This window comes from Aliirhizobium wenxiniae, from assembly GCF_014201355.1.
GTDB classification, from domain to species: Bacteria; Pseudomonadota; Alphaproteobacteria; order Rhizobiales; family Rhizobiaceae; genus Neorhizobium; species Neorhizobium wenxiniae.
In genome coordinates this window covers 1,091,709-1,116,356 of record NZ_JACHEG010000002.1, presented here as the reverse complement: position 1 = coordinate 1,116,356, position 24,648 = coordinate 1,091,709, and the positions used below count along the sequence as shown (strand labels likewise).

The window sequence follows — 24,648 nt, the reverse complement described above, 5'->3', positions numbered from 1 at the left end:
ATCGACACAATGAATATGTTGTCAGAAGCAGCAGTTGAGAAGGCGCTGGACAAGAAGATGAATGAAGTCGCGTACAAGATGATTGGCAAGGACGTATCGGTCTATTACGGCGAGAAGCGCGCGCTTTTCGACGTGAACCTTAACGTCCGCGAAAACACGGTGACGGCGCTGATCGGCCCCTCAGGTTGCGGCAAGTCGACCTTCCTGCGCACCTTGAACCGCATGAACGACACGATCGAGGGCTGCCGCGTCACCGGCAAGATCACCCTTGATGAAGACGATATCTACGACAAGGAAATCGACGTCGTGGAACTTCGCGCCCGCGTCGGCATGGTGTTCCAGAAGCCTAACCCGTTCCCGAAGTCGATCTACGAAAACATCGCCTACGGCCCGCGCATCCACGGTCTTGCCCGCAACAAGGCGGATATGGACCAGATCGTCGAGGCCAGCCTTCAGCGCGCCGGCCTCTGGGCGGAAGTCAAGGATCGTCTGCATGAAGGCGGCACCGGTCTCTCCGGTGGTCAGCAGCAGCGTCTCTGCATCGCCCGTGCGGTTGCTGTTTCGCCGGAAGTCATCCTGATGGATGAGCCCTGCTCGGCGCTTGACCCGATCGCAACGGCCAAGGTCGAGGAACTCATCCACGAACTGCGCGCCAACTACACGATCGTCATCGTCACGCACTCGATGCAGCAGGCCGCTCGCGTTTCGCAGCGCACCGCAATGTTCCACCTCGGCCAGCTGGTCGAAGAGAACGACACGGACAAGATGTTCACCAATCCGGATGACCAGCGCACCCAGGATTACATCATGGGCCGCTTCGGCTGATCGGCCGTTGCCTGTTGCCCGCTGCTACGGATTTTGAGGACAAGAAGATGGTATCAAGTCATATCCTTTCTGCCTACGACGAAGAACTGAAGTATCTGCGCCGCCGCATTTCTGAAATGGGTGGCCTTGCCGAGCAGATGTGCGGCGATGCCGTGCGCGCTCTGGTCCATGGCGACTCCGCCCTTGCCCAGAAGGTCATCTCCGACGACGTGATCCTCGACCACGCCGAGCGCGAGATCCAGGACAAGGCAATCGTGACGATTGCCAAGCGCCAGCCGGTTGCAAACGACCTGCGCGAAATCATCGGTACGCTGCGTATCGCTGCTGACCTCGAGCGTGTGGGCGATCTGGGCAAGAACACCGCCAAGCGCGTCATCGCGGTTCAGGGCCATGGCGTTCCGCGCAAGCTCGCCCGCGGCCTGGAGCACCTCTCCGATCTCGCAGCGGTTCAGTTGAAGGATGTGCTGGATGTTTATGCCAGCCGTTCGGCCGAAAAGGCTGAAGCTATCCGCCTGCGCGACGAAGAAATCGACGCCATGTACACGTCGCTCTTCCGCGAACTTCTGACCTACATGATGGAAGATCCGCGCAACATCACCACCTGCACGCATCTTCTGTTCTGCGCCAAGAACATAGAGCGTATCGGTGACCACGCGACCAACATCGCTGAAACCATTTACTACATGACGACGGGTGCTGTGCCGGAAGGAGAGCGCCCCAAGGACGACACGGCGAATACCGTTGGCGCGATTGCCGACTGATTTTGCCTGTCTGATGGAGTGTATCTAGTATGCAGCCGAGAATTGCGGTCGTGGAAGACGAGGAGGCGCTGAGCGTCCTCCTCCGTTACAATCTCGAAGCCGAAGGCTACGAGGTCGAAACCATTCTGAGAGGTGATGAGGCCGAAATCAGGCTTCAGGAACGTGCTCCGGATCTTCTGGTTCTCGACTGGATGCTGCCTGGCGTTTCCGGCATCGAGCTTTGCCGGCGCCTGCGCATGCGGCCAGAGACCGAGCGCTTGCCGATCATCATGCTGACGGCGCGCGGCGAGGAAAGCGAACGTGTTCGCGGTCTCGCGACCGGTGCCGACGACTATGTCGTCAAGCCCTTCTCTACGCCGGAACTGATGGCGCGCGTCAAGGCGATGCTTCGCCGTGCCAAGCCGGAGGTTCTCTCCAGCGTACTGAAATGTGGTGATATCGAGCTTGATCGCGAGACCCATCGCGTTCATCGCAAGAGCCGTGAAGTGCGTCTCGGCCCGACCGAATTCCGTCTCCTGGAATTCCTTATGGTCTCGCCTGGCCGCGTCTTCTCGCGCTCTCAGCTTCTGGATGGCGTCTGGGGTCACGACATCTATGTCGATGAACGAACCGTCGATGTGCATGTCGGTCGTCTGCGCAAAGCGCTGAATTTCTCCAACATGCAGGATGTCATTCGCACCGTTCGCGGTGCCGGCTATTCGATGGAATCCTGATCTGCAGGATTAAGATCCTTGATGAAAATTTCTCAGCCCGAGTGCGGTCATCCGCCTCGGGCTGAAGCATTTTGGCCCTTCAGGCCTTGGCTTCTTTCTGCCACTCGGGCAGCGGAAAGATCCGGTCATAGGCCAGATTGAAGAAGAAGGCATAGACCAGGTAGAACAGCGCAAACGAGATATCCATCACCAGCGCCTGCATCAGGCTCACGCCGAGATACCAGGCGATGAAGGGCATCAGCACGATCAGCAGTCCGAGTTCGAACAGAACCGCATGTGCAATGCGCAGCGCCATGGTTTTCTGCGTGCCGCCACGATACTTCTGCATCAGGTGGTCGAAGCCGAGATTGTAGAGATAGTTCCAGCCGGTCGCGAGCGTTGCCGAAACGATGCCGACGACGCCAATATGTTCGACCGGTATGCCGAAAACAAAAGAGGCGAGCGGCGTAAAAATGGCAAGCCCGATGATTTCGAAGCTGATCGCGTGACGAATACGGTCGCGTGTCGTACGCATTGTGTACCCCCTTTGGGTTTTCCGGGTCGTCCCGGTTTCATGCCCATTCTGGGGGAGGCCGTCCTCACGGAGCCTCAGATAGGTGTTTGTGGCGCAGGAGGCAAGGTGCAGGCGGGCAAGGCTGCCTTGCAGAATCCGCAGCATGGGAAACAAAAAAAGCGGGCCGAAGCCCGCTTGATCATCGTTTATGGTGCCGAACTTAGGCCCGTGCGGCGCTCGGACGGCGGCGCTCGTTGACCGGCTGGTAGGCGAGCTTCGCATGGTAGGTGCAGTAGGGCGAATTATCCGGGGACTCGCAGCCGCAGAAGTGGAAATCGTCCGTCAGCGGATCGCCGACGGGCCACTTGCAGGTGCGTTCGGTCAATTCGGTCAGCGCCAGCTTGCGGGAAATCGGCAGAACAACATTGGAAGCGGGACGGTAGACCAGTTCCTGCGAAGCCTCGAACTCGACTTCTTCCTTGAGCGCGGTTGCGCCGACCGGACGGGCGACCGGGCGTGCTGCCGGACGGGCGGCGAATGTCTGCTGGGGACGGGGCGCAGTTGCTGCTGGGCGCTTTGCCGTACGGTTCGTCGCGATCGTGCCGCCCGCCTTTGCGCGGCCCGGCAAATTGAGGCGATGGACTTTGCCGATCACGGCATTGCGGCTTACGCCTCCAAGTTGTGCGGCAATCTGGCTGGCGCTCAAGCCTTCCGACCACAACCTCTTCAGTTTTTCAACGCGCTCGTCCGTCCAATTCATGCCCGTTCTCCGCCTTTGAACGTTGGTGGCATGCAGAATCCCTCACCAATGTCGCGTGATACATCTCGCAACAGGCACTATATCTATGCTTTTGGTGACTAGTTCCGCCGCATGCAGTCTAGTAATTGATCTTTAACCTAGAGGTCCGCAGACTCCGTGACAAGAGTCCCCGGAATCGCCACGAATCGATTTCCCGGTTTTCCCCAACTTGCTGTCTGAGAGAGTCATTTATGTCACAGCTGTCGGCAGGGTTGCGTCCGCGCAGCAAAATGTCCAGAAACCCCGTAATTCCGCGAGTTTTGTTGACATCGCAGGGCTGAGTGGCGATAGTGCCGCGGCCGCCCCGAGGGCGGCATTTTGATTTTTTGGAATATCCGCAATCGGATGCATTAGGAGTGAGCCGCCATGGCTGAATCTGCGCTTTTCGACACCTTTGCCCGGGCCCCGCTGCGCTTTGAGCGCGGCGAAGGCGTTTGGCTTGTGACGGAAAGCGGCGAGCGATATCTCGACTTTGGTGCGGGCGTCGCGGTCACCTCCTGCGGCCATGCCAATCCGCATCTCGTCGAAGCGCTGAAGTCGCAGGCCGAGAAGGTCTGGCATCTGTCCAATCTTTACGAAATCCCGGAGCAGGAGCGTTTGGCGCGCCGCCTCGTCGACGCAACCTTTGCGGATAAGGCCTTCTTCACCAATTCGGGTGCGGAAGCGCTGGAATGCGCCATCAAGACGGCCCGCCGTTATCACTATTCCAAGGGGCACCCGGAAAAATTCCATATCATCACCTTTGAAGGTGCCTTCCACGGCCGCACGATCGCAACGATCGCCGCCGGCGGTCAGGAAAAATATATGGAGGGTTTCGGTCCCAAGGCTCAGGGGTTCGATCAGGTCCCGTTCGGTGATCTCGATGCGCTGAACGCCGCGATCAACGAAAACACCGGTGCGCTGCTGATCGAACCGATCCAGGGCGAGGGCGGTGTGCGTCCGGTTCCGAAGGAATTCATGCGCGAGCTGCGCCGCATCTGCGACGAAAAAGGTCTGCTGCTGATCCTCGACGAAGTCCAGACCGGCGTCGGCCGTACCGGAAAGCTCTTTGCCCACGAATGGGCCGGCATCACCCCGGACATCATGGCGATCGCCAAGGGTATCGGCGGCGGCTTCCCCTTCGGCGCCTGCCTTGCAACGGCAGAAGCTGCATCCGGCATGAAGCCCGGCATCCACGGCACGACCTATGGCGGCAATCCGCTGGCCATGGCCTGCGGCAATGCCGTACTCGATATCGTGCTGGCTGACGGCTTCCTGGAAAACGTCCGTGATGTCGCGCTCGTCTTCCGCCAGGGCCTTGCAGCGCTCAAGGATCGTTTCCCGACGGTGATCGAGGATATTCGCGGCGAAGGCCTTCTGCTTGGCATCAAGGCGAAGGTACCGGCCGGCGATCTGATTTCCGGCATGCGCGATCAGCACATGCTGGCCGTCATGGCGGGCGATAACGTCGTGCGCATTCTGCCGCCGCTTGTCGTCACCGCCGAGGAGGCGCGAGAAGGTCTGCGCCGCATCGAGCGCGCCGCCGAGGTGCTGTCGGCTGAACAGCTGAAGAAATCCGCTTAAGAATACGTAGAGAGGGCGCCTGTCTGGGTTCCCTCCTTTAGGGAACAAGGTAATGGCATCTCCCAAGCATTTTCTCGATCTTTCCGCTGTGTCGGCGGGCGACCTGCGCTCCATCCTCGATGATGCGAAGGTGCGAAAGCAGGCAACCAAGGCCGGCACGGCTGACAAGCCGCTGGCCGGCAAGATGCTGGCCATGATCTTCGAGAAGCCGTCCACCCGTACCCGCGTTTCCTTCGATGTCGGCATGCGCCAGCTGGGCGGCGAGACGCTGTTCCTGTCCGGCACCGAAATGCAGCTCGGCCGCGCCGAGACGATCGGCGACACCGCCAAGGTCCTGTCGCGTTATGTCGACGCGATCATGATCCGCACCACCGATCACAAGCGCCTTATCGAGCTTGCCGAGCATGCGACGGTCCCGGTCATCAATGCGCTGACCGACGACACCCACCCCTGCCAGATCATGGCCGACTTGATGACCTTCGAGGAACATCGCGGTCCCGTTGCCGGCAAGACGATCGCCTGGACGGGTGACGGCAACAACGTGCTGCATTCGCTGGTCGAAGGTTCGGCCCGTTTCGGCTATCGCATGAACATGGCCGTCCCGATGGGCTCCGAGCCGCATGACAAGTTCTTGAACTGGGCGCGCAACAACGGCGGCGAGATCATGCTGACCCATGATGTCGAGCGTGCGGTTGCAGGCGCCGATGTCGTCGTCACCGATACCTGGGTGTCGATGAACCAGGAACACAAGGCGCGCGGCCACAACATCTTCCAACCCTATCAGGTCAATGAAGCGCTGATGAAGCAGGCCAAGCCCGATGCGCTGTTCATGCATTGCCTTCCGGCTCACCGTGGCGAGGAAGTCACCGACGCCGTGATCGACGGCCCGCAATCGGTTGTCTTCGACGAGGCCGAAAACCGTCTCCACGCCCAGAAGTCCATTCTGGCATGGTGCTTCGGCGCAATCTGAGCCGGTACCGGTCTCGGTCTTGAATTGGATTGAAGCCGCCACCATCTGTCGGCTTTCAAATGCGCCGTGCTTTCATGCCGGCGCTTCAACAGACATCCCTGGCATTTTCAAGCGGCCCAGCGGTTCCGCTTGCTGGCCTGTTTGTGTAAAGGTCGGGGGCAAGACCCGAGACGATCGGTGTGAAGGAGTAAGATGATGGCAGAAGCAACCGTGGAACTGAAGGACCTCCACTTTGCCGGAGACGACAGGGTTGTTCCCTTCCAGGTCGAAGGCCTGGATGTTCGTGGCCGTGCGGTGCAGCTCGGGCCGCTTCTCAACACCATTCTGGGTCGCCATGATTATCCGGCGCCGGTTGCAAGGCTGCTTGCCGAAGCACTGGTGCTGACCGCATTGCTTGGTACTTCGCTGAAATTCGATGGCAAGTTCACCGTTCAGACCAAGGGCGACGGACCGGTCGATCTTCTCGTGGCTGATTTCTCCACGCCGGATGCGCTTCGCGCCTATGCCCGTTACGACGAGGATGCACTGGCTGCTGCCGTCAAGGATGGCAAGACGTCGCCGCCGGAGCTTCTCGGTCAGGGCGTGCTCGCCTTCACCATCGATCAGGGCAAGGGCATGCAGCCCTATCAGGGTATCGTGCCGATGGACGGCTCGTCGCTGGAAGAGATTGCCGGCGTCTATTTCCGTCAGTCGGAACAGATACCGACCCGTGTCCGTCTTGGCGTGGCCGAGCTTTTCGACCGCGATGAAGACGGCAAGCCGCGTCATAACTGGCGGGCAGGCGGTCTGGTTGCCCAGTTTTTACCCCAGGCGCCGGAGCGCATGCGTCATCCGGATCTCCACGGCGGTGACGGCGACGAGCGCGAGACCAATGTTTCCGATGACGCCTGGGATGAGGCCCGTTCGCTGGTCGAGACGATCGATACCGACGAACTGACAGATCCGCAGGTCGCCATCGAGCGGCTTCTCTATCGGCTGTTCCACGAGCGTGGCGTGCGGGTCTATGAGCCGCAGACGGTTTTCGACCGCTGCAGCTGTTCGCGCGACAAGATCAAGGGCGTGCTTGCCGGCTTCACGGCAGAAGAGATCGAGGCAAGCCAGGAAGACGGCCAGATCGCCGTCACCTGCGAATTCTGCTCGACCACCTATCGTTACGAAGTGGCGGAATTCGCTCCGGCCTGAGAGTAAGGAATACCGGTGTTGCTGACTGTTGAGGCTGGAGACTGGAAGCTGCTAATCGAAGATGGCAGGCTTCCTGATCTTTACCAGAGCTACGTTGGCAACGCCGTTTTTGTCGATCGCGTGGTTCCAGCCGAGGATGACGGGCGTGACCTGTTTATCGCCATTAAAGCAAATGCCGATCGCGCGGATGCTTCTCATCTATGGCCAGAGCTAGTCATAACTCAGAGATATCAGGATGCTCAAGGTACATTAAAACCCGGCATCCTGCTTGTTCCCGAAGCATCAATGCTGTTCGTGGGGGCAGGAGAGCGCCTGCTAGGATATAATCTGCTCAGCCGAAAGAGAATATTCGAAGACTGGACTGAATGTGGCTTTTTTGGCTGGAGTCGGCAGGGTGACTATATCCTGATGTCCGCGGAACTGGAGTTCGCTGTTTGGAAAGTCACTGGTGAAAAACTCTGGTCAACCTTCGTTGAGCCGCCATGGAGTTGGGAGGTTTCAGGCATGAACATCCAGTTGGATGTCATGGGAACGCGAAAAGCACTTCTGTTGGAAACTGGAATTTCAGCCGATAGTTAATAAGGCCCGCCCGGTCATCAGAGCCTCAGTTCAGCACCCGGTTCAGCCCGGGGGAATCTAGCGAGAAGGCGGGGATGTCGACCTTGAAGACCTCGCCTTCTTCCGTCTGCATGTCGTAGTGGCCGAACATCATTCCGGATGGCGTGTCGAGCGGGCAGCCCGAAGAGTATTCATAGCTGTCGCCCGGCTGTAGGCGCGGCTGTTCGCCGACAACGCCGAGCCCATCCACTTCATCCACGAGGCCGTTCTGGTCGGTAATATGCCAGTAGCGATGAACGAGCTTTACCGTATGAATCGAGTGGTTCTCGATGACGATGCGGTAACCCCAGACATAGCGGCTGTCTTCCGGACTGGATTGCTCCTCCAGATAGAACGGCTCGACGGCAACTTCTATATCTCTTGTCCGGGCGCGATACATGGACAAATACCTCAAAACTACAGCGCCGGACATCGTTTCTTGCACGCCAACCACGCCGTAGAACATGGAATCTACATCCCCGCATATCGTACACGCGGCATCGAACGTCAAGAAAACTCGCGGTTTACGCGAGAAACTGTGATCTATTCTTGGAATTAGGGATAACTGATATGGTGAATCCGAACACCGGATTCACCATATCGACGGGCCGGAAAGACCTCAGATAGAAGCCAGAGCCTTGGCAAAATCTTCAAGCAGATCCTCGCCGTCCTCGATGCCGGCCGAGAAACGCACGGTGCCGGGCGAAATGCCGAGCTCTGCACGTGCCTCGTCGGTGAGGTTCTTGTGCGTCGTCGTTGCTGGATGCGTAATCAGGCTGCGCGTATCGCCGAGATTGTTGGAAATGGTCACCACGTCCAGCGCGTTCTGCAGCTTGAAGGCAGCTTCCTTGCCGCCCTTCAGCTCGAAGCAGACCAGCGTCGATCCGCCGGTCATCTGCTTGGCGATGATGTCGGCCTGCGGATGGTCCTTGCGGCCCGGATAGATGACCTTGGCGACGTGTTTGTGCTCGGCCAGGAAGTCGGCGATCTTGGAGGCGTTGTCGGTCTGCGCCTTGACGCGGATCGGCAGGGTTTCAAGACCCTTGATCAGCGTCCAGGCGGTAAAAGGCGACATGGCCGGGCCCGTGTGGCGATAATAATCCTGCAGGTGTTCATCCACCCATTCCTTGTCGGAAAGGATCACGCCGGCAAGGCTGCGGCCCTGGCCATCGATATGCTTGGTGGCCGAATAGACGACGATGTGAGCGCCGAGTTCCAGCGGCTTCTGGAAAAGCGGCGTGGCGAACACGTTGTCGACCACCACCTTCGCGCCGATCTGGTTGGCGAGCTTGGCTACGCCGGCAATGTCGACAATTTCGAGCGTCGGGTTGGTCGGGCTTTCGAGGAAGAACACCTTGGTATTCTTCTGGATGGCTTTCTCCCAGTTGGCGAGATCGCGACCGTCGATGAGCGTGCATTCGATGCCGTAGCGCGGAGCAAGCGTCTCGACCACCCAGCGGCACGAGCCGAACAGCGCGCGGGCTGCAACGATATGATCGCCGGCCTTCAGCTGGCAGAGCAGGGCGGCGGAAACGGCGGCCATGCCGGATGCCGTGGCGCGGGCTTCTTCCGCACCTTCCAGCGCGCACATGCGCTTTTCGAACATGTCATTGGTCGGGCTGCCGTAACGGGCATAGATGTAACCGTCGGTCTCGCCCTTGAACCGCGCTTCCGCGGCTTCCGAACTGTCGTAGGCAAAGCCCTGCGTCAGGTAGATCGCTTCGGACATCTCGCCATATTGCGAGCGCAGCGTACCGCCGTGAACGAGTGTAGTTGCCGGGCGCCATTTGTTTGTCATGTCAGTCCTCAATCCAAAACAAAAAAACCGGCCGCGAAAGCAGACCGGTTTTAGCAACCCGGTCTTTTTAGCCACTTGTTTAACGTGGCTGCAAGCCGACCGGCAAATCACCACGGGATAAATCGGGCTTACGCCTCGCATCCGCTTGCGTCAATGGCCTTCATTTGGTTTTGTCACCGCCAAACGACAGCGCCGCGCGCCCAATGGGTGCGCAAGAGACGCTGTAAATCCGGAATTGCGTTTCGCCCGGTCGAAACGCGGGAAAGAAATGTCATGGCACGCGAAACGGGAATTCTGGCGGACCGCGCAATAGCGGCGCTCTTCGAAACGGGACGGCTGATCTCCGAGCGTGAACTCGACCACGATCAGATCCAGCCCGCAAGCCTCGACCTGCGCCTCGGCGCCAAGGCCTTTCGCGTTCGCGCCTCCTTCATGCCCGGCCCCAACAGCCTTGTTTCCGACAAGCTCGACCGGCTGAAGCTGCATGTCGTCGATCTGTCCGAAGGTGCGGTTCTGGAAACCGGCTGCGTCTATATCGTGCCGCTGATGGAAAGCCTCGATCTGCCGGCAAATATGTCCGCCTCGGCAAACCCGAAATCCTCAACCGGCCGCCTCGATATCTTCACTCGCGTCATCACCGATCATGCGCAGGAATTCGACAAGATCCCGGCCGGTTACCGCGGTCCGCTCTATCTCGAAATCTCGCCGCGCACCTTCCCGATCGTCGCCCGCCAGGGCTCGCGCCTGTCGCAGATCCGCTTCCGCATCGGCAATGCCATCTTGTCCGAACCGGAACTGTTGCATCTCCACGAGACCGAAACGCTGGTCGCGTCCTCGACGCCGAACGTCTCGGGCGGCGGCATCGCGCTGTCGATCGATTTGAAGGGCGATGCCAACGGCCTGATCGGTTATCGCGGCAAGCACCACACGGCCGTTGTCGATGTCGACAAGAAGGCCCAGCACGATGTCTTCGATTTCTGGGAGCCGCTCTATAGCCGCGGCCGCAACGAGCTGATCCTCGATCCCGATGAGTTCTATATTCTAGTTTCCCGCGAGGCCGTGCACGTGCCGCCGCTTTATGCCGCAGAGATGACCCCTTTCGATCCGCTGGTCGGCGAATTCCGCGTCCATTACGCAGGTTTCTTCGATCCGGGCTTCGGACACGAAGCCGCAGGCGGCCGTGGCAGCCGCGCCGTCCTGGAAGTCCGCAGCCACGAGGTTCCGTTCATCCTCGAAGACAGCCAGATCGTCGGACGCCTCGTCTACGAGCATATGCTGCAGGCTCCGGAAGGCCTCTACGGCTCGGGCCTCGGCTCGAACTATCAGGCTCAGGGCCTGAAACTCTCCAAGCATTTCCGCGGCTGAGCGTCACGCTCGGTCCCGGTTGGGCGTTTCGAACCGGATTTGCTCGACCAATCCCGATGCCGCAGACAACCCACCCGGCCTTGACAGCCGCCATCCGTTGTTGGAAACCTGCGTGGCGCAAGCGGGTGTAGCTCAATGGTAGAGCAGCAGCTTCCCAAGCTGAATACGAGGGTTCGATTCCCTTCACCCGCTCCAGCGATTTTGCCATCAGTGTTTATTAAAATGACAAAGTGCCTAGGAAGATAAGGCTAGGCACTCGCGTGCGTGTAGCTACGTGCAACGATGTGCGGTGACCGCCACTTTCGGTAAAGGCGGTGCGGTTTATTTGTCGCGGCCGGACCCCTTGCTAATCAGCTTATGCTCTTCTTCTTGGATGAGGTTTAAAAGCGTTTGCCGCTCCAGAGCGGTCCAGCTCCGTTCCTCCAGCAGCTTTTTATAGCGCTCGATATTCTTGCGCGCGATGAAATCCTCCAAGCATGGCTCCCTGCAATGATTATCGCACTGCGTAAAATTCCATCCGCTTGTTCCTAATCAAAGAATCTGCCGATGGAGCGGGTCATAACTTGCAGCGATAGAGGTGCGACGCACTGACAAAAGTCAGTTTGAGAGCGACTTTTGTGCGACCACCTAGACTGTTAGGTTAAAATGAAATTCCGTGCCGCACGAACCGATCAGCCGAGTTTGGCTCTTCGGGCTGAACATCCATGGCAGTCGAGTGACCAAAATGGATCGACTATCGAACTGCTACCTAGCGAGAGGACTGAGCTTCTGCTGCTTGGTGAACTTCTCACAGTAAAGGCTCACTCCGCTCCGATTTTCATGCAGGGCGAACGAGCAAAACACCTGTATTATCTGGATGAGGGAGTTGTTCAGGGAAGGCATACGATCCGTAACGGGGTTCGACAAAGCGTGGCGTTGTTTTGGCCCGGCGACTTCTTCGGTTTGCCTCGTGATGGCTGTTTTTTCAACTCGGCGGAAGCCGTGACCAATTGCACAGCGTATAAATTTCCCATCAAGGATTTGGAGAAATATCTTCCACGCCGCCCTCGTATCCAGCAGAAATTGCTCTTAAAGGCCAGTCATGACATTCGGCTGGCTCAACGGCGGCTTATTGTTATGGGAGCACTCGACGTTACACGACGGCTCGCGGTTTTTCTCGTCGACTGTTGCGGCCATGCTCAACATTTCGACGATGAAAATCAGGTGCTTACGGTACCAATATCCAGGCATGATATCGCTGACCACATCGGAACCTCAGCAGAGACCGTGACACGAGCGATGAAAACGTTGGAGAAGAAGGGCTTGGTGCGGCGAATTACGCCGTGGCAGCTAGAACTCAGAATGTCCGAGCTGTTCGCTTTTTCTGGGCTAGACTGAAGGCTGCGTCTCAGCGTTCCAGCACCGCAGCCGGATAAGGCCATCAACGACCACCCGTCTTGGTTGGTATGCCGGCATGATTTCAGGGCGCAGGATATCGATTACGAATCGCGCGCATGTAATAGTTGCCAGGCGAACTTGCATCACAAAGATCAGCGATGACAACGACGGGAACCTCGCAAAACTCGCGGACCTGCCCGTTGGACATGAATACCGTCATGCGGAACGACATTTCGTCATACTCGATGGAATCGATAAGCTTTGATCTGAGGTGGATACGCATGAGTTCCCATCCTGCTTCTCCAGCCTCCCTGCATTGAAGATAGTCGGGCATGCCATCGAGTCAATAAGGATAAATTGATCTATTAATATGTTTTGCAGCGTCCGCGTGTGTAGGCCTGTTATTGGGGAGCGAAAATCAAGTAAATAAAAAATTGTTGTGTTGCGGGTCTGGGAAATAATCGTGACAATACGCGAGGAAGTTTTCATTGTTGTATTGCATCTGTCGGAAATGTGAGCGGGAGTTCGGTTCGACTTTGCTTTTTTGAAAATGTGTTTGTCATCTTTCGCATGTTGATGTGATGGATGACGCCAGACAATTGTGACGACGCACGTTATTTCGGGAAAAAAAATCTCCATGCAGAAGTTTGCCGCATTGCTTGGTCTCTTCATCGTGCTTTTGGGCTTCCCTGTATCGGCTGCTTCGACGAACCTCCTATTCGGGCGTGGCGTCAATCTCGTCGGGAATAACGGTTATTATACCCAGTCCACTACCTGGGCGACCGATGAGGGAATGAAATATTACCTGGGCAAGGGCATGCGCGTTTTCCGCCTGGTTTTCGCCTGGGAATGGATTCAGCCTAGGCTCGGCGGAGATCTCGATCCAACCGTGCTTGCGGCGCTTGAACGGGAGGTTGATTTTCTGACGAGTGCTGGGGCCACCGTCATTGTCGATGTGCATAACTTCATGCGCCGGGACCTCAATTTCGACAGGCAACCGAAGAATGAGGTCATCATCGGCGAGGCTCAGGAAGTCTCGGCCGCCCATTTTTCTGATCTCTGGGTCAGGCTCGCGATGAAATTCAAGGCAAATCCCCGCGTCATGTTCGGCATCATGAATGAGCCGCACGATGTGGATGGCATCAAGCTTGCTGCGACCTACAATAGGGTGCTGGGCGATATTCGCGCAATCGGCGCGACCAACACGATTCTACTGGATGGATACGGTTTCGCCCACGACCTGTCATGGACGGGGAAACCGCTTGGAAAGCCGCTTGGGCCGCTCGTCCGTGATCCCGGCAACAATCTGGTCATCGACGTTCACCGTTATCTTGACGACTACAGTGCCGGACAGAAGCAGATCTGCAATCCCGGATCCGGCACCTCGGTTCTGGTCGAGGCGACGGAGTGGGCGCGCGCCAACAGGATGCGGCTGTTTCTCGGCGAATTCGCGGTAGCCAAAAATGAGGCCTGTTATAAGGAACTGCGAGACCTTCTGGCATATTTTTCGGCCAATACCGATGTCTGGACCGGCTACACCTGGTTTGGTGTCTATGCAGGACAGAAAGGCTACCATACGCCTGATCAGGGCTTCTGGTATTCGATCGACCCGGGCGGACCCGATGCGCAGGACTTTTCGGGCGCAACGCCGGATGATCCGCGCATGAAGATCCTGCTCGAAGGTCCGTGAGACCGGTAAAGCGTCTAAACGCACTCGACGGAAATTGTCGTCATGCGGTTTCAGTCTGTTGATGTCGGCGCATGCGGTGTTTTGTTCCAGTGGAACGGATTGGTCTTGAGTTCGATTACCGCCCGCCAGGCTGCAACAGAGATCATCAGCCAGTAGAATGGCACCATCACCCATCGCCAGCCGATCTGCCGCTTTTCATGGTCGATCATCGAACCGACCCCCAATCCCAGGAAGATCAGGTAGCTTCCGAGGATGTTGACGAAATCCATGACGAACAGCGAGACGACACCGAGCGGCAGGTCGTTTTTTGGTGCGTCGAGCATGGCGGATGCCCCGAGCCAGAGGAAAACGAAGATCAAGGGGTGAAGCAATGCCGAGATCAGCATCCCGCCCACCATCAGCTGGAAAGTCACAAAAGCGGGCAGGCCCATCTCCCGCATCAGCCTCGCCGGATCGCGCATCAGCACCAGCCATGTCTGCAGCCAGCCTTTATACCAGCGGGCGCGTTGCGCCATCCAGACGGAAATCTGTACCGGCGCGTCCTCCAGTGTCTGGCAGGTCAACACGTCCGAACGGTAGCCGAGCCGATAGAGGCGCAGCCCCATATCCGCGTCCTCGGTCACATTATATGGATCCCAGCCGCCGACTTTCTTTAATATTTCGGTTTTGAAATGATTGGACGTTCCTCCGAGCGGCAGGGGCATTCTTCGCCTGGCAAGCATCGGTAGAAGCCCCCTGAACAGTGCTGAATATTCAAGCGAGAACAGGGCGCTGAGCGGTGATTTCCGGGCATTGGCAATGATCAGCGGCGCCTGCAGGCAGGCCAGTTCGGGCGGCCCGTTGACAAAGGTGGCGTGCGCTTCGCGCAGTTGCAGCGGGTGCGGCCGGTCTTCCGCGTCATATATGGCCAGAAATTCACCCCGTGCCGAAGAGAGCGCATAGGTAAGTGCCTTTGGCTTGGTTCGCGGACCGATTGGCGGCACAGTGACGATTTCGAACTGTGGTCCGGGTTCAAGCGCGGTCAGCGCGGCAATCGTTTCGGCGTCGTCGTCCTCGCAGACGAGCTTGATATCGATGAGTGTATGGGGCCAGTCGAGCCGTTCGAGGCAGGCTATGAGTTGGCCGACGACGGGGGTTTCTCGGTAAAGCGCCACCATGACCGTGTAGCGCGGTAACGGGTCGGCTTTGAGGTTGAACCTCGTAGCAGGGCGCGGCAGATGCATCTTCAAAGCAAGCGCCGTCAGCCGCAGCAATAGCGAAGCAAGATAGGTCAGAGACAGAATGATATGCAGGCTGAGAAGCGTCACGACCGGTATGATGAGGAAGGCCGCGCTCGTTCCGGCGACGAGCGCACCTGCGAAAAATCCCTGCTCGCCCGAAAGCACCGTCCGGGCGGAGAAAGCTGGTTGCCGCTCGAAAAGCCCGTTCGTCGTTTCCTGCCCGCGCCGTCCGGCTCCCGCAGCCCACACGGCCTTGCGAATGGCGCCTGGTGTCGTGATGGCAAGGTTCCGGCCGAGCATGGGCATGGTGGTCAGGGCTGCGGCAAGTTCCGTCAGTCGCGCCGCCTCCGGCACGATGACCGTTTCCGGCTCCCGCCTGCGATGAGCAAGCCGGATCATGGTCGGACGTATAAGCTGGCTGTCCAGCGTCATTGCGTCCTGCACAAGGCCGGGATCGATCGTGTCGATGAAAGGCAACCGCAGCAACCGCGCGATCGCGCCGTAATAGGCCTCTTCGCACACCTCGCCGGAGCGCAGCAGCTCGGCTTCGATCGACGTGCCGTGACGCAGCGCGCGCTCGTGCATTCGGGCAATCATCGGCTTGGAGAAACCGAGAGCGGCAAGAACCGCGGCCTCGGCCTCCGCTGGATCCGGATCAGCCTCTCCCCGAAAATCTTGGTCATTGGCCTGATGGCCATCAGAACTGCCGTTCGGCAAGCTCGTGGCAGGCTCGTCGTCATAGATCGCCGATCCCTGCGGCGGATATTCCCCGAAGCGCATGGTTCTGTTACACCGTCCCCAAGGAGCAACCGATAGGGGGGGCTCCTGCCTGACCCGCAGACGATCATAATGAGGCACCGGATGATTACATCCCTAGTTTGGCGGGGGGCGCGCGATCTCTTTGCAGCTTTCATGATGTTGGCGGCCGCTTCCACAGCACCCCCGACGAGCCTTGCATCCGAAAGTGGAGATCGCCTGCCGCTGATGTTCGACAGCCGCGAACGCTTGGCCCGCCCGGATCTGTCGACGATCGTTCGCCTGCGCATTCTGACAACCGTGGATTTTCCGCCTTTCAACTTCACCGACCAGACGGGGCGCCTATCCGGTTTCAACGTCGATCTTGCCCGCGAGATCTGCGCTGAACTGAAGCTTGAGGCCAAATGCCAGATCCAGGCCATACCGTTCGACGAACTGGAAAGGACATTGGAGGCCAATGGCGGTGAGGCGGTGATGGCTGGCATCGCGGTCAATCCGGACCGGCGGGAGCGTTTTTTGTTCTCCCGCTCCTATATCGGCATCCCGGCGCGTTTTGCCAAAAGCCGCTCCGCCGACATACCGGGCGATACTGCTGCAGCCCTTGCCGGGCGTCGTGTCGGCGTGGTCGAGGAAACCGCGCATGAGGCGATGCTCAAGGCATTTTTTCCAGGCATCATCGCCGTGCCGTTCGAAACCGGTGAGGCAATGACTGCGGCTTTGAAGGAAAAAAAGATCGACGCCGTTTTTTCCGATGGATTGAGATTGCCCTTCTGGGTCGCCAGCGACGCTTCTGAAAAATGCTGCATGCTTTTCGACGGTCCTTATCTTTCGGAAAAATTCCTGGGCGAGGGCCTGTCCGTCATGGTGCGTCGCACCGACCCGCTTCTGGTCTCGGCCTTCGATCAGGCACTCGCCGAACTGTCCCGTAACGGCAGGCTGCAGGATCTCTATCTGCGCTATTTTCCAAACGGGTTATATTGAGCTGGGAATTTGTTCCTGTAGCCGGTAAAGGCGAAAACTTGGACCTTACTGGCTCGCCCAGATGATCCGGGCCATCCACTCCACATCGACAAGATCAAAGGTCCGGTTGGGATGCTCCGGGTTGAGCGACATCACTTCAACGCTTTTCGGGCTCTGGCGTGCCAGCACCTTGGCCATCACTTCACCCTCCTTGGTTTTCAACACGACGCGGTCGCCGCGTCTCACCTGCGCGCCCGGCTCGACAATCAGCACGTCACCGTCGCGATAAAGCGGCATCATCGATTCCCCCTGCACCTCGAGCGCATAGACGCCCGCCTTGCGTGACGGATCGACGGGAAACTCGACGACATCCCAGCCCTGTCCGGCCGGAAATCCACCATCGTCGAAAAAGCCGCCGGCACCTGCCTGGGCAAAGCCGAGCAACGGAATATTGCCGGCCTGCGGCGGAAAATTACCCTCGGGTATCTGGTTGCGGCCGCCGGCGGGCAGATAGCTCATGAATTGGTCGATCGTGGCCCCGGTCGCATCGAGTACCTTCGAGATCGATTCCGTCGAGGGCCAGCGCAGCCGCCCGTCAGGCCCCAGACGCTTTGAACGATTGAACGAGGTCGGATCCAGTCCGGCCCGCCTCGCAAGCCCGGATGGCGTCAGTTGATGACGTTCGGCAAGCCTGTCGATCGCGTTCCATATGGCGTCATGTGACAGCATCTTCGCCCGTGCCCCGGCCTTTACCCGGCTCCAGTCCGCGACCGCTTGAAGAGGGGCGCCATGCAGCCTTCAATCAGAGATGACGCGCTCACCGATCCCGGCATTCAGCGCCCAATGCCAAAGAGCGTCTCCGGCACACCTGATTTTAGCCGAATGTCACCTGCACGTAAAGCTCGGAGAGGAATAAAATCCTTTTTCTGCTTACGCCACCATGGCCATGTTGATCTTGCCGAGCTTGATCACAGCCTGGGTTCGACTGTCAACATTGAGCTTCAGAAGGATCGCCGAGACATGCGCCTTGATCGTCGCTTCCGAGACACCCAGCTCATAGGCGATCTGCTTGTTGAGCAGGCCTTCGGCAAGCATGGTGAGCACCCGGTTCTGCTGCGGTGTCAGCGTCTTCAGCCGGTCGAGAATTTCGATCAGCATGGGATCGTCCTCCGGCTGGCTGGTGTCGCTGCCGGGTGAGAATATCCCACCGTCGAGCACTGTCTTGACCGCCATGCGTATGTCGTCGAGGCCGGATGATTTCGGAATGAAGCCGGACGCACCCAGTTCGATCGACCGGCGCACGGTGCTGCTGTCGTCCGTTGCCGATACGATGACGATCGGAAGCGCCGAAAACTGCGCCCTCAGCGTCATCAGCCCGGAAAATCCGCTGACACCTGGCATGGCAAGGTCAAGCAGCATCAGGTCGGCATCCGGATGTTCGTCGGCTGCCTTGAGCGCGGCGGAAAACTCGCCGCATTCGATGATGGTGACATCCTCTGCCATTGCCTGAAGCGTCTGGACCAGCGCGCCGCGAAACAGGGGATGATCGTCTGCGATGATGATTGTGAGTGTCTGCATTCCCACGCCTCCTCCCAAAGGCATAGTTGTGCTGAGATCGAAATCCCGGGCCCTCCTCAAGGCCTGCGTCAATTTGTAACGCTGTTGATGAGCCGAAACAAGAGTGGCCTTTGACTGCTGCACATCTTCCGCGAGTAGAAGGCCAACGGATCTGTATCGATTATGCGACAACCCGCCATGTCGCGCAGTGATGCACGTCAGGTCCTGTCCGGTTGCGGCGCGGGGTTCGGCTCTCCGGTAAATTCGCGCACGATACCCATGAAAGTTCGCATGAAGCGCTCCATGATCGATAGCGACCGATCGACTTCCGCGTCGCTCGGCAATCGTCCGGGCGGTGTCTGGCTGATACGTTCCTCGAGCGCCGTTACGCGTTTTTCCAGGAGGTCGAGTTCCTTCTCATAGGCCGCGCGCTCGTCCGGTGCCATCCGGCATGTCAACTCGTTGTTTTCCTGTGTGCAGGTGGTGATCGCCCCCGTCTCCGTGTCCAGCCGCACGAGGCCTTGGTCCGTCTGCTCCAGCTGGAACCTCTGCTGTGCCTCTGCCCCCGCTGAAACGAGCAAGGCGCCGGTCAGAGAAGCGGCGGCAATGCTGATTGCCGAAATGCGCATTTTGTCTCCTCCGATAGTAATGGACTTTTCGCCGCCTTTGCGGCAAACGATCCGCAACGCCGCTTATCTGCTCTAACGGGTTCGCAGGCCTCAAAGTTCTCACAAGCCCTAAATCTCAATGGAGATGTGTGATGACGGATACCGTTTACAAGATCGTGCCCGAAACCATCTGGCGGGAAGCCAAGGCGAGGGGCGTCTTCGAAGGGGCCGAGATCGACCACCGTGACGGTTATATCCATTTCTCCACCGGCACCCAGGCGCGCGAAACGGCAAGACTGCATTTCGCCGGCATGACCGGGTTGATGCTGGTCGCGGTGGATTCGCGGCCTCTTGGCGAAGACCTGAAATTCGAGCCGTCCCGTGGCGGCGATCTTTTCCCTCACCTCTATGGCAGCTTGCCGCTCTCGGCGGTGATCTGGGAGATGCCCCTCCTGATCGGCGTTGACGGCCAGCATGCCTTTCCGGAGAAAATGCCATGATCGGCCGCCTCGCGGGAATTGCCTCCCGTAGCCTCTTCGTTTTCGATCCCGAAATTGCCCACAACCTGTCGATTACCGCTCTGAAAACGGGCATCTCGCCGGTCTGTCCGCCAAAGCCCGATCCGCGTCTGACACAGACCGTTGCCGGCATCCGGTTCGAAAACCCGGTCGGTCTCGCCGCGGGTTACGACAAGAATGCCGAAGTGCCGGATACGCTTCTGAAGCTTGGCTTCGGCCATGTCGAAGTCGGGACGCTGACGCCGAAACCGCAGGTGGGCAATGACAAGCCGCGCCTTTTCCGCCTGGTCGAGGATCGTGCCGTCATCAACCGCTTCGGTTTTAACAATCAGGGCCATGACGCGGTGTTTGCCCGCTTGAGCGCCCGCGGGAATTCAAAGGGCATTGTCGGGATCAATATCGGAGCCAACAAGGACAGCGCCGATCGCATCGCCGATTACGTTCTGGGCATCCGCCGTTTTTATTCGCTCGCGACCTATTTCACCGTCAACATTTCCTCGCCCAACACGCCTGGTCTGCGTGACCTTCAGGCGCGCGAAAGCCTGGCAGCGCTTCTGTCCGCCGTCCTTGCCGCGCGTAATGAAGAAGCCGACCGTGCCGGAAAGCGCCTGCCGGTCTTTTTGAAGATCGCCCCGGATCTGACCGAAGAAGGTCTTGATGATGTCGCAGCTGAAGCGCTCGCCCATGAACTGGACGGTCTGATCGTCTCCAACACGACGCTCTCGCGTGAGGGCCTGAAGGATCAGGTTCAGGCGAAACAGGCAGGCGGGATGTCCGGAGCGCCGCTCTTTGCCAAATCGACGGCCGTGCTTGCCCGCATGCGCAAACGCGTCGGTCCGCATTTGCCGATTATCGGTGTAGGCGGCGTGGGAAGCGCCGAAAACGCAGCGGAAAAGATCCGCGCCGGTGCCGATCTGGTGCAGGTCTATTCCTGCATGGTCTATGAGGGCCCGGCTCTTCCGGGAAATATCAACCGCGGTCTGTCGAAACTGCTCGACCGTGACGGCGTCGCCTCGATCCGCGATCTACGCGATACCCGCGTCGACTACTGGGCCGCACGGCCGCTCTGATCGTCAAAGCCATTTCGCAAAATCGAGCGGTTTTGCATCGGGAAGGGCGTCAAAAAGGATGCACTAACCCGAAAGGACCATGGCCCAATAGGGCCTGCCGTCCTTGGCCGGTGCCATGGCGACGCCCAGGCCGCGGTAATTGCCGAGCATGTTTTCCAGATGCTTGGGACTGTCGATCCAGGCCTGTACGGCAGCATCGACAGACTTCTGGCCGGCTGCGATGTTTTCCGCGGCCGGCAGCGCCACGTCGCTCTTTTTCATCCGTGCGCCGAAATCGTCACCGAGACCGATCAGGTGCTTCATTTCTTCGGCCTTCGCCATCCGCATTGCCTGGATGCCGGCTGCCTTGCGTGCCGAGGCATCGAGCGAAAGTGCAGCAAGCCCCTTGGACGCGCGCAGTTTGTTGACCATCGGCAGTGCCGCGACAGTATCGTCCTCGGAGCCCGGCATAGGCGTCATGACGGCAGTCGTGGAACAGCCGGCAAGCAAGAGGCCAGTACCGCCAAGCGTCAGGCCGGAAAGAACGAGAAAACCCCGTCGCGAAGGAATGGAAAACTCGGTCATGTCAGCGACGATAGCTTATCAGGCGCAGAACCACGAAGACCGGGATGACCACGATCGCGCCGAGAACAAGGTAATTGCCGATATCGCCCAGCGCATCGAAGCCGTTATGCAGGATATCGTAGAAATGATAGCGCAGGCTGCCGACGATATTGTTTGGCGTATAGCCGAAAAAGGCGAGCACGAAACCGACGATCAGGCAGACCACGATCAGCTTGATGATCGTCCGGCCGATCGAGTCGCCGAGAAACCTGTTCACACCATCCGCCATTCTTGACCGTCTCCGTTGCTTCAAATGCCATAGCCGCGGCGGCGAGCGCCTGCAACCGTCAGATAGGCATTGACGTTCGCCTCTCAAATAGAACTTGAGTTTTTTTGTGGCTTCGGCGATGAGCGGGATGATTTCAGGACAATATCGATGAGCCAGTTCTCTTCCGGCGATGTGATCGCCGACCGTCGTGCCGATTACGCTCGCATGCTGGCGGAAGGCCGTGACTTCGCCGCTGCCGCCGAACTGATGGAACAGGCGCTGGAACTCGCGCCCGGCTGGGCCGCAGGCTGGTTCCGCCTTGGCGAATATCGCGAGAAGGCGGAACTGGAGACGGCGGAAGATGCCTATCGCCGCGCGCTGGAACTCGAACCCGAAGACGTTTTCGGCGCAACGCTGAAACTGGCCGTCATCGGTGCGCGCGACGCGCCGGACCAGCCGCCTAGCCGCTATGTCGAGAGCCTGTTTGACGAATATGCCGAGCGCTTTGACACAGCACTGGTCGAAAAGCTCGATTATTCCGTTCCTGGAAAGCTCGCAGCGCTCGTGCTTCCCCATGCGCCTTTTGTCCTTACGGTCGATCTCGGCTGCGGCACCGGGCTTTTCGGCGCGGAAATCAGGGAGGATACGGCACGTCTGGAGGGCTTTGATCTCTCCGCCAACATGCTCGCCAAGGCCGGAGAAAAAGGGCTTTACGATCATCTCGGCCAGTCCGACCTCAGTCTTTCAGCCGAAGAAAGCGGCCTGTTCGGCCCTGATCTTCCCCGACATCGCGCCGATCTCGTATCGGCCGCTGACGTGCTGATGTATCTCGGTTCGCTGGAAACCGTCTTTCCGCTGGTAGCTGATCTGCTTGCACCTCATGGCCTGTTCGCCTTTTCGGTTGAGGATGCGGCAGAGGAGGAGGGTTTCGTGCTGCGCGATAGCCTCCGTTATGCCCATTCGGAAGCCCATATCCGGCTGCTGCTTGCCCATTACCGGCTGGAACTTCTGGAAATCGAGCGGACCACCATTCGCATGGATGCCGGAAAACCGGTCAAGGGCATATTGTTTCTGTCGCGCAAAACCGCCTGAACCGGCGTTTTCTTGCGATTTCGCTTTGAGCACTCACGCGTTGTTGATGACGCTTGATGAAGCCGCTATCGCAATGCACAATTGCTGAAAAACCGGCGCGAAAACCCGGAATGGACCAAGGGGAACAATTTGGCTGACCAACAGAGCGCGCAGAAGCGTCGGCTGGGCTTTTATAGCCTCGATCCGGCCCGACACACCAAGCTGGAAGATGCTCAGGGCATGTTCATCAGCGCTATGGTCGCAGCGCTCGGCCTTTATTTTCTGAGCCAGGCCGGGTTCCTCACCAGCGGCACCGCGGGTGTCGCCTTTCTGCTGCACTACGCTTTCGATATCCCCTTCGGCGTCCTGTTCTTCGTCGTCAATCTGCCCTTCTACTACCTCTCGTTCAAACGCCTCGGCATCGGCTTTTCCTTCAAGACCTTCGTCGCCATCCTGATGGTCTCCTTCATCACCGAGCTCGAGCGGAAATTCATCGTCATCCAGCATCTCGATCCGTTCTGGGCGGCGCTTCTCGGCGGCATCCTGATCGGTTTCGGCCTGCTCGGTCTTTATCGCCATCGGGCATCGCTCGGCGGCATCGGCATTCTCGCCATCTATATCCAGGACCGGTTCAAGATCCCGGCCGGCCTTGTCCAGCTCGGCTTCGATCTCTGCGTCATGGCAGCCGCCTTCTTCGTCGTCAGCCCGATGACGGTCCTCTGGTCGCTGTTGAGCGCGGTGGTGCTCAACCTGCTTCTCACCATCAATCACCGGTCCGACCGGTATATCGCGGTGCGCTGACATGGCGGATGCGGCGGACAAGAAAAGCCCGATCGGCTTCTGGGCTTCTTCCACCGAAAAGCACTCGATCATCGAGGATATCCAGGGCGTCGTTGCCGGTTCCATGCTGGCCGCACTCGGCGTTACCATGCTTGCGGCAGCCCATCTGTTGATCGGCGGCACGGCCGGTCTCGGTTTCCTGCTGCGCTATTCTGTCGACGTCAGCTTCGGCACCGCCTTCTTCGTGCTGAACCTGCCCTTCTACTGGCTGGCCTATAAGCGCCTCGGCCTCGTCTTCACGATAAAAACTTTCGCCGCCGTCGCACTCACCTCCGTGCTCACCGGCATCCTGCCGAAACTCATCAGCTTCGACATTATCGAGCCGATCACCGCCGCACTCTTCGGCGGTCTTCTGATCGGCTGCGGCATGCTCGTTCTTTTCCGCCACCGCGCCTCGCTCGGCGGTTTCGGCATTCTGGCACTCTATCTGCAGGACAGGTTTGGTTGGCGCGCCGGCTTCGTGCAACTGGGACTGGATTGCGTCGTGCTCTTCCTGTCCTTCTTCGTCGCCAGCCCCTTCGTCATTGCCTGCTCCATCGTTGCGGCGGTGACGCTGAACCTGACGCTCGCCATCAACCACCGCACCGACAGATATATCGTCCGTTAATTCAGGCCGGTCAGGCGGCGTTGGCCACCTTGTCGATCGGATGCTGCGAGCGGAAGCCGACGGCCAGACGGTTCCAGATGTTGATCGCGCCGATCGCAACCGTGATCTTGACCATTTCCTCTTCGGTAAAATGGGCCTTCAGCGGTTCATAAGCACTGTCCGGAATACCGGTCTCGGCGATCTTGGTGACCGAGTCGACCCATCCCAGCAGGGCGCGTTCGCGTTCGTCATAGACGGGAGATTCCCACCACACGCTCATTAGGTTGATCCACTGTTCGGAAAGCCCGTCATGGCGGCTTTCCTTCACATGCATGTCGACGCAGAAGGCGCAGCCGTTGATGATCGAGGCGCGAAGCTTGATCAGGTGAATGAAGCGGCGCTCCAGGCCGGATTTCTGCACATAGTCTTCCAGCGCCATCACGGCTTTGTAGGCTTCCTGGCTGGCTTTGAAGGGATTGAAACGCGGATGCATGGTCGTCTCCTTTGAGGGCGGGGGG

29 protein-coding genes, 1 tRNA gene and 1 riboswitch are annotated in these 24,648 nt (G+C 58.7%); of the genes, 17 read left to right on the top strand and 13 right to left on the bottom strand.

Annotated elements, in window-relative coordinates:
• The first annotated feature begins 9 nt into the window (after window positions 1-9).
• Genes pstB through phoB form a run of 3 tightly spaced genes read left to right on the top strand, consistent with a single transcriptional unit; the run spans window position 10 to window position 2,299 of the window.
• Complete coding sequence (gene pstB / locus HNQ72_RS13305) at window positions 10-825, top strand: phosphate ABC transporter ATP-binding protein PstB (protein WP_148148315.1); 816 nt, start codon at window positions 10-12, stop codon at window positions 823-825.
• Between the two features lie 47 nt (window positions 826-872).
• A complete protein-coding gene (gene phoU, locus HNQ72_RS13300; RefSeq protein WP_183992685.1) occupies window positions 873-1,586 on the top strand; it encodes a phosphate signaling complex protein PhoU in 714 nt (237 codons plus the stop codon).
• Window positions 1,587-1,615: 29 nt separating this feature from the next.
• Window positions 1,616-2,299 carry a phosphate regulon transcriptional regulator PhoB gene (phoB, locus tag HNQ72_RS13295; protein WP_112458346.1) on the top strand — a complete coding sequence of 228 codons (684 nt, stop codon included), beginning with the start codon at window positions 1,616-1,618 and terminating at the stop codon, window positions 2,297-2,299.
• 79 nt (window positions 2,300-2,378) lie between these two features.
• On the opposite strand, the gene HNQ72_RS13290 is transcribed toward phoB, so the two are convergent.
• Together HNQ72_RS13290 and HNQ72_RS13285 are read right to left on the bottom strand one after the other, a co-directional pair.
• Window positions 2,379-2,813 (bottom strand): PACE efflux transporter, encoded by a 435-nt coding sequence (locus tag HNQ72_RS13290; RefSeq protein ID WP_183992684.1) that lies wholly within the window; start codon window positions 2,811-2,813, stop codon window positions 2,379-2,381.
• A gap of 199 nt (window positions 2,814-3,012) precedes the next feature.
• Window positions 3,013-3,552 (bottom strand): GcrA family cell cycle regulator, encoded by a 540-nt coding sequence (locus HNQ72_RS13285; protein ID WP_183992683.1) that lies wholly within the window; start codon window positions 3,550-3,552, stop codon window positions 3,013-3,015.
• A gap of 405 nt (window positions 3,553-3,957) precedes the next feature.
• Here HNQ72_RS13285 and HNQ72_RS13280 point away from each other — a divergent pair, with 405 nt between their 5' ends.
• From HNQ72_RS13280 to HNQ72_RS13265, 4 genes are all read left to right on the top strand, one after another.
• On the top strand, window positions 3,958-5,154 hold the full coding sequence (locus HNQ72_RS13280; RefSeq protein ID WP_183992682.1) for an aspartate aminotransferase family protein: 1,197 nt from the start codon (window positions 3,958-3,960) through the stop codon (window positions 5,152-5,154).
• 52 nt (window positions 5,155-5,206) lie between these two features.
• Window positions 5,207-6,124: an ornithine carbamoyltransferase gene (argF, locus tag HNQ72_RS13275; protein ID WP_183992681.1), complete on the top strand. Its 918-nt coding sequence runs from the start codon at window positions 5,207-5,209 to the stop codon at window positions 6,122-6,124.
• 195 nt (window positions 6,125-6,319) lie between these two features.
• Window positions 6,320-7,306: an Hsp33 family molecular chaperone gene (locus tag HNQ72_RS13270; protein ID WP_183992680.1), complete on the top strand. Its 987-nt coding sequence runs from the start codon at window positions 6,320-6,322 to the stop codon at window positions 7,304-7,306.
• Window positions 7,307-7,324: 18 nt separating this feature from the next.
• Window positions 7,325-7,885 carry a hypothetical protein gene (locus HNQ72_RS13265; protein ID WP_183992679.1) on the top strand — a complete coding sequence of 187 codons (561 nt, stop codon included), beginning with the start codon at window positions 7,325-7,327 and terminating at the stop codon, window positions 7,883-7,885.
• A 25-nt stretch (window positions 7,886-7,910) separates the two neighbouring features.
• Here HNQ72_RS13265 and apaG read toward each other — a convergent pair whose 3' ends face one another.
• Together apaG and HNQ72_RS13255 are read right to left on the bottom strand one after the other, a co-directional pair.
• The gene (gene apaG / locus HNQ72_RS13260; protein ID WP_183992678.1) at window positions 7,911-8,303 is read right to left on the bottom strand and encodes a Co2+/Mg2+ efflux protein ApaG; all 393 of its coding nucleotides are present in this window, start codon (window positions 8,301-8,303) and stop codon (window positions 7,911-7,913) included.
• 219 nt (window positions 8,304-8,522) lie between these two features.
• A complete protein-coding gene (locus HNQ72_RS13255; RefSeq protein WP_183992677.1) occupies window positions 8,523-9,701 on the bottom strand; it encodes an O-succinylhomoserine sulfhydrylase in 1,179 nt (392 codons plus the stop codon).
• Window positions 9,702-9,747: 46 nt separating this feature from the next.
• Window positions 9,748-9,825: riboswitch (SAM riboswitch) on the bottom strand.
• 149 nt (window positions 9,826-9,974) lie between these two features.
• On the opposite strand from HNQ72_RS13255, the gene HNQ72_RS13250 reads away from it, so the two are divergent.
• Both HNQ72_RS13250 and HNQ72_RS13245 read left to right on the top strand, forming a co-directional pair.
• A complete protein-coding gene (locus HNQ72_RS13250) occupies window positions 9,975-11,066 on the top strand; it encodes a 2'-deoxycytidine 5'-triphosphate deaminase (protein WP_183992676.1) in 1,092 nt (363 codons plus the stop codon).
• Between the two features lie 121 nt (window positions 11,067-11,187).
• Window positions 11,188-11,261, top strand: a tRNA-Gly gene (locus tag HNQ72_RS13245).
• A 126-nt stretch (window positions 11,262-11,387) separates the two neighbouring features.
• Here the strand turns inward: HNQ72_RS13245 and HNQ72_RS13240 are convergent.
• The gene (locus HNQ72_RS13240; RefSeq protein WP_183684937.1) at window positions 11,388-11,540 is read right to left on the bottom strand and encodes a hypothetical protein; all 153 of its coding nucleotides are present in this window, start codon (window positions 11,538-11,540) and stop codon (window positions 11,388-11,390) included.
• A gap of 171 nt (window positions 11,541-11,711) precedes the next feature.
• Here HNQ72_RS13240 and HNQ72_RS13235 point away from each other — a divergent pair, with 171 nt between their 5' ends.
• Window positions 11,712-12,443 carry a Crp/Fnr family transcriptional regulator gene (locus HNQ72_RS13235; RefSeq protein ID WP_183992675.1) on the top strand — a complete coding sequence of 244 codons (732 nt, stop codon included), beginning with the start codon at window positions 11,712-11,714 and terminating at the stop codon, window positions 12,441-12,443.
• 82 nt (window positions 12,444-12,525) lie between these two features.
• Here HNQ72_RS13235 and HNQ72_RS13230 read toward each other — a convergent pair whose 3' ends face one another.
• A complete protein-coding gene (locus HNQ72_RS13230) occupies window positions 12,526-12,777 on the bottom strand; it encodes a KTSC domain-containing protein (protein ID WP_244654374.1) in 252 nt (83 codons plus the stop codon).
• Between the two features lie 303 nt (window positions 12,778-13,080).
• Between HNQ72_RS13230 and HNQ72_RS13225 the strand changes: the two genes are divergently transcribed.
• Window positions 13,081-14,133, top strand: a complete 1,053-nt coding sequence (locus tag HNQ72_RS13225) for a glycoside hydrolase family 5 protein (RefSeq protein ID WP_183992674.1) — start codon at window positions 13,081-13,083, stop codon at window positions 14,131-14,133.
• 50 nt (window positions 14,134-14,183) lie between these two features.
• Here HNQ72_RS13225 and HNQ72_RS13220 read toward each other — a convergent pair whose 3' ends face one another.
• Entirely contained in the window at window positions 14,184-16,133 is a 1,950-nt protein-coding gene (locus HNQ72_RS13220; protein WP_183992673.1) for a glycosyltransferase family 2 protein, read from the bottom strand.
• A gap of 81 nt (window positions 16,134-16,214) precedes the next feature.
• Here HNQ72_RS13220 and HNQ72_RS13215 point away from each other — a divergent pair, with 81 nt between their 5' ends.
• Window positions 16,215-17,090: a transporter substrate-binding domain-containing protein gene (locus tag HNQ72_RS13215; RefSeq protein WP_183992672.1), complete on the top strand. Its 876-nt coding sequence runs from the start codon at window positions 16,215-16,217 to the stop codon at window positions 17,088-17,090.
• A gap of 45 nt (window positions 17,091-17,135) precedes the next feature.
• On the opposite strand, the gene HNQ72_RS13210 is transcribed toward HNQ72_RS13215, so the two are convergent.
• The 3 genes from HNQ72_RS13210 to HNQ72_RS13200 all read right to left on the bottom strand — a co-directional run bounded on the left by HNQ72_RS13210 (window position 17,136) and on the right by HNQ72_RS13200 (window position 19,255).
• Window positions 17,136-17,798 carry a S24 family peptidase gene (locus tag HNQ72_RS13210; protein ID WP_183992671.1) on the bottom strand — a complete coding sequence of 221 codons (663 nt, stop codon included), beginning with the start codon at window positions 17,796-17,798 and terminating at the stop codon, window positions 17,136-17,138.
• Window positions 17,799-17,999: 201 nt separating this feature from the next.
• Entirely contained in the window at window positions 18,000-18,647 is a 648-nt protein-coding gene (locus HNQ72_RS13205; protein WP_183992670.1) for a response regulator transcription factor, read from the bottom strand.
• 197 nt (window positions 18,648-18,844) lie between these two features.
• Window positions 18,845-19,255: a hypothetical protein gene (locus HNQ72_RS13200; protein WP_183992669.1), complete on the bottom strand. Its 411-nt coding sequence runs from the start codon at window positions 19,253-19,255 to the stop codon at window positions 18,845-18,847.
• 131 nt (window positions 19,256-19,386) lie between these two features.
• Between HNQ72_RS13200 and HNQ72_RS13195 the strand changes: the two genes are divergently transcribed.
• Both HNQ72_RS13195 and HNQ72_RS13190 read left to right on the top strand, forming a co-directional pair.
• Window positions 19,387-19,734 (top strand): DUF952 domain-containing protein, encoded by a 348-nt coding sequence (locus tag HNQ72_RS13195; protein WP_148148298.1) that lies wholly within the window; start codon window positions 19,387-19,389, stop codon window positions 19,732-19,734.
• Entirely contained in the window at window positions 19,731-20,822 is a 1,092-nt protein-coding gene (locus HNQ72_RS13190) for a quinone-dependent dihydroorotate dehydrogenase (RefSeq protein ID WP_183992668.1), read from the top strand. Before HNQ72_RS13195 ends, HNQ72_RS13190 begins: the two co-directional genes overlap by 4 nt.
• Window positions 20,823-20,885: 63 nt before the next feature.
• Here the strand turns inward: HNQ72_RS13190 and HNQ72_RS13185 are convergent, their stop codons facing one another.
• The gene (locus HNQ72_RS13185) at window positions 20,886-21,386 is read right to left on the bottom strand and encodes a CAP domain-containing protein (protein WP_183992667.1); all 501 of its coding nucleotides are present in this window, start codon (window positions 21,384-21,386) and stop codon (window positions 20,886-20,888) included.
• A gap of 1 nt (window position 21,387) precedes the next feature.
• On the bottom strand, window positions 21,388-21,654 hold the full coding sequence (locus HNQ72_RS13180) for a DUF6460 domain-containing protein (RefSeq protein WP_183992666.1): 267 nt from the start codon (window positions 21,652-21,654) through the stop codon (window positions 21,388-21,390).
• Window positions 21,655-21,795: 141 nt separating this feature from the next.
• Between HNQ72_RS13180 and HNQ72_RS13175 the strand changes: the two genes are divergently transcribed.
• The 3 genes from HNQ72_RS13175 to HNQ72_RS13165 all read left to right on the top strand — a co-directional run bounded on the left by HNQ72_RS13175 (window position 21,796) and on the right by HNQ72_RS13165 (window position 24,151).
• Complete coding sequence (locus HNQ72_RS13175) at window positions 21,796-22,725, top strand: class I SAM-dependent DNA methyltransferase (protein ID WP_183993128.1); 930 nt, start codon at window positions 21,796-21,798, stop codon at window positions 22,723-22,725.
• 219 nt (window positions 22,726-22,944) lie between these two features.
• Complete coding sequence (locus tag HNQ72_RS13170; RefSeq protein WP_183993127.1) at window positions 22,945-23,505, top strand: YitT family protein; 561 nt, start codon at window positions 22,945-22,947, stop codon at window positions 23,503-23,505.
• Window position 23,506: 1 nt separating this feature from the next.
• Entirely contained in the window at window positions 23,507-24,151 is a 645-nt protein-coding gene (locus tag HNQ72_RS13165; protein WP_183992665.1) for a YitT family protein, read from the top strand.
• 10 nt (window positions 24,152-24,161) lie between these two features.
• Here HNQ72_RS13165 and HNQ72_RS13160 read toward each other — a convergent pair whose 3' ends face one another.
• A complete protein-coding gene (locus HNQ72_RS13160) occupies window positions 24,162-24,623 on the bottom strand; it encodes a carboxymuconolactone decarboxylase family protein (RefSeq protein ID WP_183992664.1) in 462 nt (153 codons plus the stop codon).
• Window positions 24,624-24,648: the final 25 nt, after the last annotated feature.

What these genes read in the sequence shown, in the direction of transcription:
- HNQ72_RS13290 (WP_183992684.1), bottom strand. Translation starts at nt 2,813, where the DNA reads ATGCGTACGACACGCGACCGTATTCGTCACGCGATCAGCTTCGAAATC.
- HNQ72_RS13195 (WP_148148298.1), top strand. Translation starts at nt 19,387, where the DNA reads ATGACGGATACCGTTTACAAGATCGTGCCCGAAACCATCTGGCGGGAA.
- HNQ72_RS13280 (WP_183992682.1), top strand. Translation starts at nt 3,958, where the DNA reads ATGGCTGAATCTGCGCTTTTCGACACCTTTGCCCGGGCCCCGCTGCGC.
- phoB (WP_112458346.1), top strand. Translation starts at nt 1,616, where the DNA reads ATGCAGCCGAGAATTGCGGTCGTGGAAGACGAGGAGGCGCTGAGCGTC.
- HNQ72_RS13200 (WP_183992669.1), bottom strand. Translation starts at nt 19,255, where the DNA reads ATGCGCATTTCGGCAATCAGCATTGCCGCCGCTTCTCTGACCGGCGCC.
- apaG (WP_183992678.1), bottom strand. Translation starts at nt 8,303, where the DNA reads ATGTATCGCGCCCGGACAAGAGATATAGAAGTTGCCGTCGAGCCGTTC.
- argF (WP_183992681.1), top strand. Translation starts at nt 5,207, where the DNA reads ATGGCATCTCCCAAGCATTTTCTCGATCTTTCCGCTGTGTCGGCGGGC.
- HNQ72_RS13185 (WP_183992667.1), bottom strand. Translation starts at nt 21,386, where the DNA reads ATGACCGAGTTTTCCATTCCTTCGCGACGGGGTTTTCTCGTTCTTTCC.
- HNQ72_RS13165 (WP_183992665.1), top strand. Translation starts at nt 23,507, where the DNA reads ATGGCGGATGCGGCGGACAAGAAAAGCCCGATCGGCTTCTGGGCTTCT.
- HNQ72_RS13160 (WP_183992664.1), bottom strand. Translation starts at nt 24,623, where the DNA reads ATGCATCCGCGTTTCAATCCCTTCAAAGCCAGCCAGGAAGCCTACAAA.
- HNQ72_RS13220 (WP_183992673.1), bottom strand. Translation starts at nt 16,133, where the DNA reads ATGCGCTTCGGGGAATATCCGCCGCAGGGATCGGCGATCTATGACGAC.
- HNQ72_RS13250 (WP_183992676.1), top strand. Translation starts at nt 9,975, where the DNA reads ATGGCACGCGAAACGGGAATTCTGGCGGACCGCGCAATAGCGGCGCTC.
- HNQ72_RS13215 (WP_183992672.1), top strand. Translation starts at nt 16,215, where the DNA reads ATGATTACATCCCTAGTTTGGCGGGGGGCGCGCGATCTCTTTGCAGCT.
- HNQ72_RS13230 (WP_244654374.1), bottom strand. Translation starts at nt 12,777, where the DNA reads ATGCCCGACTATCTTCAATGCAGGGAGGCTGGAGAAGCAGGATGGGAA.
- HNQ72_RS13285 (WP_183992683.1), bottom strand. Translation starts at nt 3,552, where the DNA reads ATGAATTGGACGGACGAGCGCGTTGAAAAACTGAAGAGGTTGTGGTCG.
- HNQ72_RS13205 (WP_183992670.1), bottom strand. Translation starts at nt 18,647, where the DNA reads ATGCAGACACTCACAATCATCATCGCAGACGATCATCCCCTGTTTCGC.
- HNQ72_RS13235 (WP_183992675.1), top strand. Translation starts at nt 11,712, where the DNA reads ATGAAATTCCGTGCCGCACGAACCGATCAGCCGAGTTTGGCTCTTCGG.
- HNQ72_RS13170 (WP_183993127.1), top strand. Translation starts at nt 22,945, where the DNA reads ATGTTCATCAGCGCTATGGTCGCAGCGCTCGGCCTTTATTTTCTGAGC.
- HNQ72_RS13180 (WP_183992666.1), bottom strand. Translation starts at nt 21,654, where the DNA reads ATGGCGGATGGTGTGAACAGGTTTCTCGGCGACTCGATCGGCCGGACG.
- pstB (WP_148148315.1), top strand. Translation starts at nt 10, where the DNA reads ATGAATATGTTGTCAGAAGCAGCAGTTGAGAAGGCGCTGGACAAGAAG.
- HNQ72_RS13210 (WP_183992671.1), bottom strand. Translation starts at nt 17,798, where the DNA reads ATGCTGTCACATGACGCCATATGGAACGCGATCGACAGGCTTGCCGAA.
- HNQ72_RS13225 (WP_183992674.1), top strand. Translation starts at nt 13,081, where the DNA reads ATGCAGAAGTTTGCCGCATTGCTTGGTCTCTTCATCGTGCTTTTGGGC.
- HNQ72_RS13190 (WP_183992668.1), top strand. Translation starts at nt 19,731, where the DNA reads ATGATCGGCCGCCTCGCGGGAATTGCCTCCCGTAGCCTCTTCGTTTTC.
- phoU (WP_183992685.1), top strand. Translation starts at nt 873, where the DNA reads ATGGTATCAAGTCATATCCTTTCTGCCTACGACGAAGAACTGAAGTAT.
- HNQ72_RS13255 (WP_183992677.1), bottom strand. Translation starts at nt 9,701, where the DNA reads ATGACAAACAAATGGCGCCCGGCAACTACACTCGTTCACGGCGGTACG.
- HNQ72_RS13270 (WP_183992680.1), top strand. Translation starts at nt 6,320, where the DNA reads ATGGCAGAAGCAACCGTGGAACTGAAGGACCTCCACTTTGCCGGAGAC.